Origin of the sequence: Pinibacter aurantiacus (assembly GCF_019130065.1) — a bacterium.
Lineage (GTDB): Bacteria > Bacteroidota > Bacteroidia > Chitinophagales > Chitinophagaceae > Pinibacter > Pinibacter aurantiacus.
Genome location: NZ_JAHSPG010000016.1, coordinates 408,395 through 421,932 on the forward strand (window position 1 = coordinate 408,395; position 13,538 = coordinate 421,932).

Here is a 13,538-nt window from a genome sequence, read left to right on the forward strand (position 1 = left end):
CTTTCAGGTATAGTTTTTTTCATTTCGATACCGAAGCTGTTTTTAAAAATACAAAAAGTGTGGAAATAATTCTACAGTATGATGAGATTAAAATTTAAATTTTCATACATCCAAAAAAACTTCCAGTTTGTAGTGGTTGCGTTCATTATTTCTCTCGCAACACTTATCGGCATTTCGTTTCTTATTCGCAAGCAAGTAAACATTTACGGCCAGTATTCAGATGCCATTGAACATTCTTTTGAAGTGATGAACAGGGTGGAAGTGCTTGAACAATTATTGAAAGATGCAGAGACGGGCGTTCGTGGCTATTTGTTAACAAATGACAGTATTTTTCTTCAGCCCTATACACACGTCAACGACAGCATAAAAAAGTGTATGCTTGACCTCAGGGAAATAATCAGTGACAGCGAAAAGCATGGGAACAATTCCTCCATGCAGATGAATAGGCTGAGATACATAAACGAGAAAGTGATCTTGCAGACAAGTATTTTGAATGATCTTTTGGTAGCCCCGAAGCCACCGGACAAGGTTTTGCTCCGTAAAGGAAAAGATATTCTTGATAGCTTGAGGGTGAATTTTGACAGCATGCGTCACTATGAGTTGAATTTGCTGGCAAGCAGCCGGATAGAAAAGAATAAGTCAAAGGAGGCAACGCCGGCCTATTTGTCATCATTGCTTGCATTTTCTGTGATCCTTACCCTTGCTTCGTTCGCATACATTCTTAAAGAGCTGTTTACCCGGCATAAATATCAAACGGAACTTGAAAGGAAAATTGCCGAGCTGAACCAAAGCAATGAAGAGTTGGAACAAATAGCCTATGCATCATCCCACCATTTGCAGGAACCGTTGCGGAAACTAAGGCTTTTCAGCAGCAAGCTCTTGTACAAGTATAAAGATGATGTGGAAGGCGATGTGAAAAAATCCTTAGAGCGAATTGATGCGTCTGCATTTGCCATGCAGGAACTTATTCAAAACCTTGCCGACTATACGAGTCTGACCAAGCACCAGGAAAGCTATACAAGCGTATCGCTCAACTCGGTGTTATACCAGGCATTATATTCTGTCCAAAACGAATTCTCTTCAAAGGCAGCACAAGTAAAAACGGACCGCCTGCCTGAAATAAAAGGCTCATTTGAAAGGTTGGTGCTGCTGTTTAAAAATCTGTTGGAAAATTCAATAAAGTATGCGAAGCCAGACAGCGTATTGGAGATAATAGTAAGTTATAGAACGGGAACTTATGCAAAGGATGGAAAACGCAATAAGCAGGAATACCACATCATATCTATACAAGATAACGGGATTGGATTTGACAATATGTATGTAGAAAAGATTTTCGCGCTTTTTAGAAGATTACATACCCAGCAATCTTTCTTCGAGGGTAAAGGAATCGGTTTGGCGATCTGTAAACGAATAATGTCAAATCACAACGGACACATTACAGCAGCAGGCAAGTTAAATGAAGGAGCTTTGTTTGAATTATACTTTCCTATTAGTTGAGAATTGAGAATTGAGAGTTGAGAGTGAGGACAGAGAGAATATAAAAGTGGAGAACTGAACGTTAACAAACTTTCAACTCTCCACTCTCAATTCTCCATTCTCAACTAACTACCTGCTTTCCTTCCATTTTGCTGCGCAGGGTGTCGAACGCGTCAAGCAACGCATCTTCCCAGCGTTTGGAAATAGAATAGCCGGAAATGATAATGTTGTGCAACGACAGTTTTAACAGTGCTACCTTGTCCTTCTCACTCTCATCTTTGTAAGTTTCATACAACTCAAGCTCAGCAGAGTCAATGTTTCCAAACTCTTCCTGAATTTGTTTAAGCTTGCTTGTCATCTTTCTGAGGAGAGAATAATAGCCAGCATTGTCAATGGCGGAGGTCTTTGTAACGAAATTGAAATTCATATGACATTATTTAATTTAACTGGTTAAAAAATGTGTGCCTGTTTACTTTATTTTTCATGGGGAAGATATTCCTCGAATACTCCACCAATGCAATATTGATTTGCAAGTGATTAACAAAGGGTACATTTTTTTAAGACTAGTAGTGTAACAAAACAACATTGTTTCATTTAAAAACTACAACTATGTTACGTTGGACAATAACCTTCTTAGTAATAGCAATAATCGCTGCGGTACTTGGATTCGGGGGCATAGCAGCCAGTGCTGCGGGTATAGCAAAAATCTTATTCTTCGTATTTCTGGTATTGTTTATTGTTTCTCTCCTTACCGGAAGAGCAAGAGAATAGACGATCCGTTGGTCTCTTAAAAAGTGCTACTAAAGTTACATAAATTGATTTGAAATTGTAATGACTGGCAGCACTTTTATTTTTTTCTTCTCCTCTTTAAAGTTAGCTTTATAGAAATTATAACATTGGTATGGAAAAGCTTTTCGTACTTATAGCTGAAGACGACGCGGATGACAGATTCTTGTTACAGAACGCTTTTGAGGAGATGGGATATACTGACAAGCTTGAGTTTGTAGAGAATGGTGTAGAACTGATGGATTTTCTTGAAAACAATTCAAATAACTCGAATTCCGTTCCTGGATTTATTTTACTCGATCTTAACATGCCGAAGAAAGATGGGAGAGAAGTGCTGAAAGAATTGAAACAACATGAAGACTACAAGACAATTCCCGTAGTTGTTTTTTCTACTACAAAAAACGAAACAGAAGTAAAAAGATGCTATGAGCTCGGCGCAAACACATACGTTGTAAAGCCGGTGAGCTACGATTCTTTGTTGAAGTTTGTTGAGAATATTCGAAGCTACTGGTTTAATGTTGCAACCATTCCAATGTAGAATGTAATTTGTGGAGACAAGGCAATGCCTTGTCTGTGGTTAGATACATCGTGTTATTTTTAGACAAGGCAGTGCCTTGTCTCTACAACGCCATTTTTCCTTCTCCCTCCCGCACTTTTTTATCAGATCTTTTGAAAAAGTTTCTAAGTCTGCTGAACCAATTTTTCCCTTCGCTTACATTTAACATATTGCTCGAATAGTTGCGGATAATTGTTGGCACGAGCAATTTTGTAACGAAACCCGCATTGCCTAACAGCAGTCTTCTTATAAGAACATCTACACCTAAATCCAGCCCCATATTTAACAGAGGGTTGCTCTTGTTTTTGGTGGATATTTTGGAAACAAAACCCAGTGCATTTTCAAATGGCTTTAATTGCTGCTTTGTATTGTTCCACTCAGTTTGAATAGCCAGTTTTTGTGTAGCAAGTTCCGCAGAAAGTCGTTGCTCTTCCGCCACCAGTTCACGATAAGTAGAAATTTTATTCATAGATTTTTCTAACTAGAAAATTTTTAAGAGGCATGGTGATTTGCTTTTTACAGAGAAGGAGGATCAATCCAATCAAAAGATAGGCTCCTGCCACAATGAAAAAGCCCTCTTCCATGTTGTTCATTGTATGGCCAATCCACAAACCTGCGCCAATGCCTGCAAACAATAAACAGAATATAAAAAAACAAGTCACGAAAATGACCACCAGGCTTTCGGAAACAGCATTTGTTGCCTTCATCGTTGTGCGAACACGTGTATGCTCTATGAAGGTATTTACATAGTTGGTTGCCTGATCGGTTAGATTTGCCGCGCTTTTCTTCAAATCTTCCATAATAAAGTGTTTAAAAAAGAGCAGGTTCTTCCTGCTCTTTTATCGATTCTCAAGGGTAGCTGCAGCGAATTCCAACATTGGTGGGAGGCTGCAGGCATGCTAAGTAATGAGTTCTAAGTTGTAAGTAAGAAAGCATGGGAAAATATGCGAATTGGAGATTGCCCGTTCTTTTATACTTACAACTCAGAACTTATCACTTTGAACTTAATTACGATAATTCAGAAGTAATTGAATTGGCTTTTTGTTTGTATTCGCCCTTAAGTTTGTTTAGTTTGTCTTTTCCGCTGTCAAGTACGCCGCCTATTTTATCTGCCCAATCAGCAGCTGTATCTGCAATGTTTTTGCGGGTGGTGCTTCCTTTTTCGGGAGCCATTAAAATACCTACTACTGCACCTACTGCTGCTGCACCTAATATGCCCAATACGATTTTTGTTTGAGTTGTCATAATTGATTAAGTTTAAATGATTATTTGATGATAGTTTTCTTCGAGCAACGTTTAAAAAACTGTGCCATCGCGAAGAGGATGTGGGAAATAAATTCCTCAGGTATAAGCTTTATATATCAGATAGATAACAATAGTTAATCTCTGAATGTTTTGATTAAAAATATAATTTAGCTTTTTAATAAAAACGCTGGGAATTGTAGAATGAAAAGAAGAAATGAAAGCGATGGAAAATTCTCAAACCAACATAACAGCAACAAAGTCAATCGTGTATCTTAAAAATAATGAAATTAAGAGATTCAAAGTCCTTATCGTAGATGATGAGGAAGACTTATGCATGCTGCTTAAAAACTATCTGACCCGAAAAAATTTCGAGGTATTTATTGCCCATACTTTAAAAGAAGGATTGTTGGCTCTTAACGAAATAAGACCGGATATTTTGTTTCTCGACAACAATCTGCCGGATGGCACGGGTTGGGATAAAGCTTCAGATCTTTCTGTGCTTTATCCGCATTTACGCATCAATTTAATCAGTGCTTTTCATCCTTCCCTCCCAGATGGAAGTAATCGCAACATCAACATTATAGACAAACCGGTTTCCTTAAAACAGATTGATAAGTTCGTTTCTCCCGTCATCTAAACTTGAACTTTCGGGATTTTATTTGCGTTAATTGTTTTCCCAAAATAAGAATAGGTATAAAGTTAGCAATATACAGGTATTAGAATCCTGTGTGTTAACGCACTCAAGGTGCCGCGCATTGCTGTTGTGTCTTTTGATGTAGTTCAATTCAAACTGAAAATGGAAAAACAATGAATACTAAAAACAATCACCCCGAAGAGCATTCCCACGCATTTGAAGGAGCAAGTAGAAAATTAGACTGCAATAATGATTTAATGGGCTCCGATGCTGACGTCCGCATTTCAAAAATTTCCCGCTTTTACAACAAGATGTCCGGTGTTATCACAAAATCTACAGGGAGCCCTGTGGCACTTATCTTAGCAATGTCGATCATTATCATCTGGGCAGTAACCGGCCCTATTTTCCATTACTCGGATACCTGGCAACTGGTAATTAACACTGGCACAACCATCATTACTTTCTTAATGGTTTTCATTATTCAACAATCGCAGAATAAAGACACTGTTGCTGTGCATTTGAAACTCAATGAATTGATTGCGGTAAATGAGCATGCAAGCAATCGCCTGGTCGATATTGAAGATTTAAGCGATAAAGAGTTGGAGGTACTGAAAAAGTTCTACATTAAAATATCGGAAATGGCGGAAAACGATAAGGAACTGTTTACTACCCACTCACTTGATGAAGCGGCGGAGAATAGAACCAAAAAGATCAAGGCGAAGATGAGAAGACATGGCGGAGAAACGGGAGTGAATGATAAATAAAAAGTCAAAAGTAAAAATTCAAAATCGCGGGCAGACCTTTTGAATTTTTACTTTTGACTTTTGAAGTATTTAGTGTCTGTGGAAAAACAGGGCTCTTATAATTATGAATAAAATGGCCGCTAAAAACATGAATATGGAAATGCGGTTGATGCCATGCATATATTTTATCCAGGTGGTGGTGGGAGCTTTTGGATCTTTTTTCTTTATGTACAGATATTCTGCAAGTTGGCGCCAGATTCCCATGGGACAAATTTGAGATTTGAGATTAAATGTTTGAGATACAAAGTTACGATAAAAGGGCACGCAGATGACGCAGATTGAACTGATTTGCACTGATGTTGCTTAATAGGTAGGATTATTGAATAATTGAATTATTGAGAAAAGCTAGCGCTGGAAGTTCAGTTATTCAGTTACTCAGTTATTCGGTTATTTCTTCCTCGCCTTTTTCGCCACCAAGCCATACGAATCATCAATCATCTCGCAAAGTTGTTTTTTCGTCAGGCTTCCATCAATGATCACCGTGTTCCAATGCTGTTTATTCATGTGATAGCCGGGCAATACACTGCTATAGCGTTCGCGCCACTCGATGGCCTTATCAGGATCGCATTTTGCGTTAAACTGCAAAGGATTGCTGTTCAGCGACACAAGCAAGAATATTTTACCATTCGTTTTGTAAACGAGTGTTTCATCTCCAAATGGAAATGTTTCTGCAACGTCATCCTTTTTAAGACAATAGTTTTGTAGTTCTTCGATGTCCATGTGACCAGGAGTTAGAAATTAGAAATTAGGAATTAGAACAGCCGCACACCGATGACACTGATTGGACTGATTTGCACAGATTTTTTTCCGTTGATCTCTGCTGCTTATTTGTATAGACTTTCAATCAATCAATAATTCAGTTATTCAATTATTGATCAGTGTAAATCCGTCTAATCCGTGTCATCAGCGTGCTTTCTCCACGAACTCCACAATGCTCCTTGCTGCATTTGCTGAAGCGTCGCCGCCCTTTGTCAGCAGTTGTTTCAGCTCGGAGTAATCGCTTTGCAGTTGTTGCCTGCGTGTTTCATCATTCAACAATCTGTTCAGCTCGTCTTTTATTTTTACAGGATTCATTTCGTCCTGTATCAGTTCTTTCACCACTTCTTTATCCATTATAAGATTTACAAGGCAGATATATTTCACCTTAATCAATTGCCTTGCGATAAGGTAGGAGACAGGATTACCTTTGTAGCATATTACTTCCGGCACATCGAACAACGCCGTTTCCAGGGTAGCAGTGCCAGAGGTTACAAGCGCTGCGCTGCTTTGCAGCAGGAGCTTGTATGTTTGATTGCTTACTGTGCTTACATTTGGGTATGGTGTAATAAACTGGGCAAAGAAATCATCAGTAAGGCTCGGCGCTTTCGCAATGATGAATTGGTAATCCGGAAAATCTTTACTCACTTCCAGCATTACCGGCAATTTTTTCGCCACTTCCTGTTTGCGGCTGCCGGGAAGTAGCGCAATTATTTTTTTATCGCTTAGAGGAGACTCATCTTTTAGGTTTTTCTTCGCGTCTTCTATCACCTGCACCAGCGGATGTCCAACATATTCCACATCCCATTGCCATCTGTCTTTATAATAATCTTTTTCAAACGGAAGAATCACCAGCATTTTGTCGATGTATTGCTTCATTTTCTTCACGCGGTTTTCCTTCCATGCCCACACCTGCGGAGAGATGTAAAACACAATTTTATAACCCTGCTGCTTGCCCCATTCTGCGATGCGCAGGTTGAAACCGGGGTAGTCGATCAACACCAAAACATCTGGTTTAAAATGCTCAATGTCTTCCTTGCAGAATTTTAAGTTTTTTAAAATCGTAGAAAGGTTGGCCACCACTTCCACAAAGCCCATAAAAGCCAGGTCCCTGTAGTGTTTTACCAATGTACCGCCGGCATTTTGCATAAGATCGCCACCCCAGCAGCGGATATCTGCAGCTGCATCTTGTTTCTTCAGCTCCTTAATGAGGTTACTTCCATGCAAATCGCCCGAAGCCTCGCCGGCAATAATGTAGTATTTCATATGGCCGCAAGATAGCAATAACTGAATAACTGAGTAACTGAATGACTGAATAACTGAGTAACTGGGTAGAATGAATTATTGCATAGTTCTTAGTTGTTGGTTGTTAGTTGTTAGATTTCAACGACGGATATCCAAACCTAACGGCTAGCAACCAACAACTAATAACTAACAACCATCTCAGTTATTCAATTATTCAGTTATTCAGTTATTTTTACTAAAACACACCAGCATGAACTTCGAACTTGCCCAGGTAAACATCGGTCGGATTCTGGGGCCAATGGACAGCGATGTGATGACCGACTTTGCTGCCAATATTGACTACATTAACGGTCTTGCAGAAAGCAGTGATGGCTTCGTTTGGAGACTAAAAGACGAGAACAACAACGCCACGGATATCAAAATGTTTGACGATGAATTTTTGCTCGTTAATATGTCTGTTTGGAAAAATGTGGACACTCTTTTTGAATTTACTTACCGCACCATGCACACGGAATTTTTAAAACGGAGAAAGGAATGGTTCTCAAAATTGGACCAGATGCACTATGCTCTTTGGTATGTGCCTACCGGCCACAAGCCAACAACAGCCGAGGCTAAGGAAAGATTGGAGTATATAGAGCAAAACGGGGACACCCCTTTTGCGTTTGGCTTTAAGAATAGATTTTCAGTGGAAGACTATGTAGCCTTTAAGCTCAATGATTCGATAAATCAATAATTCGATTATTACTGAGAAAAACTAACGTTCATAAGTATTGTATAATTATTTATTGAATTAATGAATCCTTAATACAAAAAATAAAATAATCGAAGTTATTTGAGATAAATTCAAACAGATCGCTGCATTTTTTGTAATTTCAGCCCTCGTTTGTTTGCCAACATTCACCCAACATTTTACATTTCAAACTTAGAGGTTTCATGGACAACCAATCTTCTGCTCTTACATTGTTTAAAAACCAGGTGGGTATCAAGTTTCAGTTATACAACAGTTTGTTCACCTCACTGCCTTTTCACCGCATCGAAAAAACAGGTATCCTGCTTTCTTTGCTGCTTACCATTTGCGAAGATGGTTACCGCAACAGGCAGAGTCCGATGCAGATTATGGACGATTTTTTTGCAAGGCAAACAACATTCACAACTGAAGCTGAAAGGCTTGATCTGCTCTTTCGTTTCGTGCAATACGTAGAAAGGCAGGTAGTGCTTTTTGATGCGCTGGAAGATGCTGCCTTCAGGCAGATCAACGACATGAACGGCGTGGGAACTTTGCGCCATCTATCGTCCGAAGTTATGCAGGACCACAAAGAAAACGAGCTCGCCAAATTGATGAAAGATTTCGGCGTTCGTTTGGTGTTAACTGCACACCCTACGCAATTCTATCCCGGCCCGGTTTTGGGAATCATAAACGATTTGTCAAGAGCTGTAATTGAAAATGATTCCAGCGATATCAATATGTATCTGCAGCAACTTGGAAAGACGCCGTTTTTCCAAAAAACAAAACCAACCCCGTACGATGAGGCGTTGAGTTTGTTGTGGTACATGGAAAATATATTCTATCCGGCATCGGGACGCATTTTGACTTACATAAAAACGCAGTTCCCTAATGCCGTTCCCGAAGAGCACTCATTGATCCAAATGGGCTTTTGGCCGGGCGGTGACAGAGATGGAAATCCATTCGTAACAGTGGACACAACGTTAAAAGTTGCGGAAGCTTTAAGAGGCGGCATCATCAAATGTTACTACCAGGATGTTCGCAGACTCAAGCGCAGACTGACTTTTAAAGGGGTTGAGAATGTGCTGGCAGATCTGGAAACAAAGCTGTACGACAATATATTTGTTCCGGGGCAGCAGGCGAACATTACTGCAAAGGAAATGCTCGATACTTTGAAGCAGGTAAAAGAAACCATCATTTACCAGCACAATGGTTTGTTCCTGCACCTTGTAGAAAACTTCATTAACAAAGTAGAAATATTCGGATTGCACTTCGCGTCGCTGGATGTGCGCCAGGATTCTTCTGTACACGGAAATGTGCTGGAAGAAATTGCAGCGTCAACAAAGGCTTTGCCGGACAATTATGCTTCTTTAAAAGACAAAGAAAAAATTGAAGCGCTTACGCAAATAACAACCGTTATCAAAGGCGACGATCTTAAATCTGATATCGCAAAAGATACCATCAAGACAGCAAAAGCAATTCAGCAAATTCAGCAGTACAACGGTGAGCCCGGTTGTAACCGTTACATCATCAGCCAGTGCAACAGCGCGTTGAACGCAATGGAGGTGTTTGGTTTGTTACTATTGGCAGGCTGGAAAAAAGATTCCATGAAAGTGGACATCGTTCCGCTGTTTGAAACCATCGACGATCTGAGAAATGCCGCCGAAGTAATGAAGGAGTTGTACGATCATCCTGTTTACCGCAAGCATCTTAAGAAAAGACGCGACAAGCAGACGATCATGCTTGGCTTCTCCGATGGCACAAAAGATGGCGGTTACCTGATGGCGAACTGGAGCATTTACAAAGCAAAAGAAGAGCTGACAAGGCTTTCAAAAGAATACGATATTGAGGTGATCTTCTTTGATGGTCGCGGTGGTCCTCCAGCACGCGGCGGTGGAAAAACGCATAAGTTCTATGCGTCTATGGGAAAAAATATTTCCAACAAGGAAATACAACTGACCATCCAGGGCCAAACGGTAAGTTCCAATTTCGGAACAGCTGATGCTGCGCAATTCAACATCGAGCAATTGATACATGCCGGTATTTCCAACAGTCTTTTCTCCAAACGCAATTTTACTTTGGAGAAAAAAGAAGAGACTTTGTTGCAGAAGCTTGCAGAATCAAGCTTTAAATCGTTCTCTCAATTGAAAGGACATCCAGATTTTCTTAACTATTTGTCACAGATAAGCCCGCTGAAGTTTTACAGCGAAACAAACATCGGAAGCCGTCCTGCAAAACGCGGAGGTGGTTCAAGGATGACGCTGAAAGATCTTCGCGCCATTCCATTCGTAGGTTCGTGGAGCCAACTGAAACAAAACGTAACCGGTTACTACGGCGTGGGAAGTGCGTTGAAAGAATTTGACGATAAAGGCAAATGGAAGGAAGTAAAAGAGTTGTACGAAAACTCACTGTTTGTAAAAACGCTTATTGATAACTGTGAGATGAGTATGAAGAAATGCTTCTTCCCGCTTACGTTCCACTTATCAAAACATCCGGTACACGGCGAGATTTGGAATATGATCTACAGCGAGTACGAGCTTACAAAGAAATACTTGTTCAAGCTAACCGGTAAGAATGAATTGATGGCAGATTACCCTGTAGAGCAATTGTCCATACAGGTAAGGGAAAGAATAGTGTTGCCATTGGTAACTATCCAACAGTTTGCGATCAACCGCATCCGTGAAATAGAAGATCAAAGGCAAAACACGCCAATAAAAGCAACGTATGAGAAGCTGGTAATGCGTTGTTCGTTTGGTATTATCAATGCGGGAAGGAATTCAGCGTAGGGGCGAATTGCATTCGCCCTGGCACCTCGGTTCGTGTCCAGGGAAACAGAGATGATCAAACTGAATGGGCAAAATATGTTTAGTGAAGACACGGAACATAGCGCCGAAAAATAAAAAATATAAAATATAAAGCCCGGTGCATGAGCATCGGGCTTTTTTATGCTATGGCTCTGCGAACATGGAGGATCAGGTGTGGAAAATATTGATGTATTGATTTTGTGGAAATTCGGCGATAAATTGTCTTAGATAGAATCAACATTAATGCAAGCCATTATGAAAGAAAAATTAGCCTTATTATTGATTTTAGCCATTCCATGCTCTTTGTTCGCACAGCAAAAATTTAAAATCGACTTAAGTTCGCCTTCGCTTATTAATAAGAGTCTGATACTTGCGCCCTCTCCCTGGGTTAAAGAATTGAAAGGACTTTATTGCCTCAACCTGGATACAAATAAAAACATAATTGATTTTTGTAAAAATAACGGCTTTGAGAAATCGGTTTATCAGATAACCGTCCAGGAAAAAAATTCAATCCGAGGTGAATTTGCTTACCCCGTACCTGTCACATTTCAGTTTGTTGATCCCGAAAACAATCAGCTTCATCTAAGCTCCAAATTTTTTCTGGATAGTGGCAGTTACAAAATAGACCTGCCCAAAGTTTTGCGTCGATGCGATATCAATCTGAACTCTCCTGTTAACAACGAATACGCAGATTTTAAAAAACTATTTGTGGATTTTTATATCAGCCAAGACAAGCTATTCGACAGCTTAACCAACCTGGCTGAAAAAGAAAACAGAGTTGCTTCTTATATAAGAAAGAATCCTGACTCTTATGTCGCTTTGTGGGAGATAATTGACGATTATTTTACACATGATTACGTCCCTGTTTATTTGGAAAATCTGCGGTTGTTTTCTGCTAGTATGAAAACCTCGAAATTATTCACAACGTTTGAAGGTATATTAAAGCATGACAGTTCTAGTAACAAGGGAAATAAATTTGAGCTTGAAAGATCAGTTGTTGCAGGTAGTTTATTTCCTGAAATAGATTTCGATGGTCGTAATATGCTGACCAAGGAAGATTTTAAAAAGAGTGAGTTAACGTTAATTGACTGTTGGGCAACGTGGTGCGGATATTGCGTAAAAGCGATGCCCGGGGTTGTTGCCTTGTATAATGAGTATAAAGACCTTGGCGTTAATTTCATTTCGGTGGCCCTGGAAAACGATCCTAAAAAAATTAAACTTGCCAATGAAATTTTGAAGAAGAATAATGTAAAATGGAAGAACTATTTCGATATTAAAAAGGATTTTAACGATAAGGTTGGTGTAGTTGCGATTCCTCTTTTATTTTTAGTTGATCAGAATGGAAAAATCGTTGAAAGGGTAAACAGTGCTGACATAGATTTTATTAAAAAAACTATTGATGATTATTTAAGGAATGAAAAGAATGAATGAATGGAAAGGTTCTTGCAGACTGGAAACACTTCTTGCAAATAGTATTTGGTACAGAGGCACAGAGTTACGAAGAATATTTCTTCGTTTCTTTGTGCCTCTGTGGCATAAAAATATAGAAAGGGGATGTATGAAATGGTTATTCGCAATTAGTATATTCTTAGTCTGCGAGCAAGGTTTCGCACAGTTCAATGATAGCACACACTATTATGCACGTTTTGCATCAACGGGTGTCATCAACAAAACCGATGGCGCAAACTCTTATGTTTTGAGCAATTTTGCCACCTATAATATTGATAAACGCAAGTATTTCTTAAACACCGCAGCCAGTTATATTTACGGCGAGAACGATGGCGGATTAACGAACAACGATTTTGCCACCACTGCCAGTTTTGACTATTTGAAAAAACAAAAGAGGCTCTATTATTGGGCATTGGTAAACTACGATAAAAGCTATTCGTTACAGATTACTAACCGTTTGCAAGCCGGCGTGGGATTGGCTTACAAGTTTATAAGGGATTCCACAGGTAAGCAGGAATTTACCATTAGCGATGGATTTTTGTACGAAGCATCTAATCTTATTGACAGTAAATTGGGAAAGGATGATTATCAAACCGTGCGGAACAGCTTCCGCATTCGGTATCATTTTACAATAAAAGACATACTTGTTGTTGACGGCAATAATTTCTTTCAACCTTCTATTTTAGATATCAGCGACTATGTTATAAAAGCCACCAACACACTCTCCGTTAGGCTATACAAATGGCTTAGCATAACCGCGGCACAAACTTACAATAGGGTCAACCGCACTGAGCGGGAGAACTTGTTGCTGACGTTTGGTTTGACGGTTGATAAGTATTTTTAAGCAACTAACTGAATAACTGATTAACTGAATAACTGAGTGGTTGATTGTCGAAAAACACTGTCAGACATTGAACCACTCAGTTATTCAGTTATTCAGTCATTCAGTTAAGAAAAAAGCCCCTGGAAAGGGGCCTTCTAATTGTTGTGGTTAAAATAAATCAATCTATAATTACCTGGCTAAGGCGTTGTATCGAAAAATGTGTAACTAAACTTTAAA

Annotated in this window: 16 protein-coding genes; 9 read left to right on the forward strand and 7 right to left on the reverse strand. The window is 39.4% G+C overall.

All coding sequences use genetic code 11. The annotated features are described in order from the left end of the window. Positions 1 to 78: 78 nt before the first annotated feature. Positions 79 to 1,497 carry a sensor histidine kinase gene (locus KTO63_RS22720; RefSeq protein WP_217794253.1) on the forward strand — a complete coding sequence of 473 codons (1,419 nt, stop codon included), beginning with the start codon at positions 79 to 81 and terminating at the stop codon, positions 1,495 to 1,497. 100 nt (positions 1,498 to 1,597) lie between these two features. On the opposite strand, the gene KTO63_RS22725 is transcribed toward KTO63_RS22720, so the two are convergent. Next, positions 1,598 to 1,903: a hypothetical protein gene (locus KTO63_RS22725; protein ID WP_217794254.1), complete on the reverse strand. Its 306-nt coding sequence runs from the start codon at positions 1,901 to 1,903 to the stop codon at positions 1,598 to 1,600. 182 nt (positions 1,904 to 2,085) lie between these two features. Here KTO63_RS22725 and KTO63_RS22730 point away from each other — a divergent pair, with 182 nt between their 5' ends. Continuing rightward, positions 2,086 to 2,247 (forward strand): DUF1328 domain-containing protein, encoded by a 162-nt coding sequence (locus tag KTO63_RS22730; RefSeq protein ID WP_217794255.1) that lies wholly within the window; start codon positions 2,086 to 2,088, stop codon positions 2,245 to 2,247. A 130-nt stretch (positions 2,248 to 2,377) separates the two neighbouring features. Continuing rightward, a complete protein-coding gene (locus KTO63_RS22735; protein ID WP_217794256.1) occupies positions 2,378 to 2,800 on the forward strand; it encodes a response regulator in 423 nt (140 codons plus the stop codon). Between the two features lie 82 nt (positions 2,801 to 2,882). Here KTO63_RS22735 and KTO63_RS22740 read toward each other — a convergent pair whose 3' ends face one another. The 3 genes from KTO63_RS22740 to KTO63_RS22750 form a co-directional block, all read right to left on the reverse strand. Then, positions 2,883 to 3,287, reverse strand: coding sequence for a hypothetical protein (locus tag KTO63_RS22740; protein ID WP_217794257.1), 405 nt, complete (start codon positions 3,285 to 3,287; stop codon positions 2,883 to 2,885). Then, on the reverse strand, positions 3,280 to 3,618 hold the full coding sequence (locus KTO63_RS22745; protein WP_217794258.1) for a phage holin family protein: 339 nt from the start codon (positions 3,616 to 3,618) through the stop codon (positions 3,280 to 3,282). Before KTO63_RS22745 ends, KTO63_RS22740 begins: the two co-directional genes overlap by 8 nt. A gap of 208 nt (positions 3,619 to 3,826) precedes the next feature. Beyond that, positions 3,827 to 4,063 (reverse strand): YtxH domain-containing protein, encoded by a 237-nt coding sequence (locus KTO63_RS22750; protein ID WP_217794259.1) that lies wholly within the window; start codon positions 4,061 to 4,063, stop codon positions 3,827 to 3,829. Positions 4,064 to 4,286: 223 nt separating this feature from the next. On the opposite strand from KTO63_RS22750, the gene KTO63_RS22755 reads away from it, so the two are divergent. After that, positions 4,287 to 4,700: a response regulator gene (locus KTO63_RS22755; protein ID WP_217794260.1), complete on the forward strand. Its 414-nt coding sequence runs from the start codon at positions 4,287 to 4,289 to the stop codon at positions 4,698 to 4,700. A gap of 170 nt (positions 4,701 to 4,870) precedes the next feature. Next, positions 4,871 to 5,461 carry a low affinity iron permease family protein gene (locus tag KTO63_RS22760; RefSeq protein ID WP_232373295.1) on the forward strand — a complete coding sequence of 197 codons (591 nt, stop codon included), beginning with the start codon at positions 4,871 to 4,873 and terminating at the stop codon, positions 5,459 to 5,461. A gap of 69 nt (positions 5,462 to 5,530) precedes the next feature. On the opposite strand, the gene KTO63_RS22765 is transcribed toward KTO63_RS22760, so the two are convergent. From KTO63_RS22765 to lpxB, 3 genes are all read right to left on the reverse strand, one after another. Then, positions 5,531 to 5,704, reverse strand: a complete 174-nt coding sequence (locus KTO63_RS22765; RefSeq protein ID WP_217794261.1) for a DUF6728 family protein — start codon at positions 5,702 to 5,704, stop codon at positions 5,531 to 5,533. Between the two features lie 183 nt (positions 5,705 to 5,887). Continuing rightward, on the reverse strand, positions 5,888 to 6,220 hold the full coding sequence (locus KTO63_RS22770) for an MmcQ/YjbR family DNA-binding protein (RefSeq protein ID WP_217794262.1): 333 nt from the start codon (positions 6,218 to 6,220) through the stop codon (positions 5,888 to 5,890). 183 nt (positions 6,221 to 6,403) lie between these two features. Beyond that, positions 6,404 to 7,522 (reverse strand): lipid-A-disaccharide synthase, encoded by a 1,119-nt coding sequence (gene lpxB, locus KTO63_RS22775; protein WP_217794263.1) that lies wholly within the window; start codon positions 7,520 to 7,522, stop codon positions 6,404 to 6,406. Between the two features lie 229 nt (positions 7,523 to 7,751). Between lpxB and KTO63_RS22780 the strand changes: the two genes are divergently transcribed. The 4 genes from KTO63_RS22780 to KTO63_RS22795 all read left to right on the forward strand — a co-directional run bounded on the left by KTO63_RS22780 (position 7,752) and on the right by KTO63_RS22795 (position 13,322). Next, entirely contained in the window at positions 7,752 to 8,234 is a 483-nt protein-coding gene (locus KTO63_RS22780; RefSeq protein ID WP_217794264.1) for a DUF3291 domain-containing protein, read from the forward strand. 200 nt (positions 8,235 to 8,434) lie between these two features. Continuing rightward, positions 8,435 to 11,011 carry a phosphoenolpyruvate carboxylase gene (locus KTO63_RS22785; protein ID WP_217794265.1) on the forward strand — a complete coding sequence of 859 codons (2,577 nt, stop codon included), beginning with the start codon at positions 8,435 to 8,437 and terminating at the stop codon, positions 11,009 to 11,011. Between the two features lie 273 nt (positions 11,012 to 11,284). Beyond that, entirely contained in the window at positions 11,285 to 12,460 is a 1,176-nt protein-coding gene (locus tag KTO63_RS22790; protein ID WP_217794266.1) for a TlpA family protein disulfide reductase, read from the forward strand. Positions 12,461 to 12,587: 127 nt separating this feature from the next. Next, positions 12,588 to 13,322, forward strand: a complete 735-nt coding sequence (locus KTO63_RS22795) for a DUF481 domain-containing protein (protein WP_217794267.1) — start codon at positions 12,588 to 12,590, stop codon at positions 13,320 to 13,322. Positions 13,323 to 13,538 lie beyond the last annotated feature (216 nt).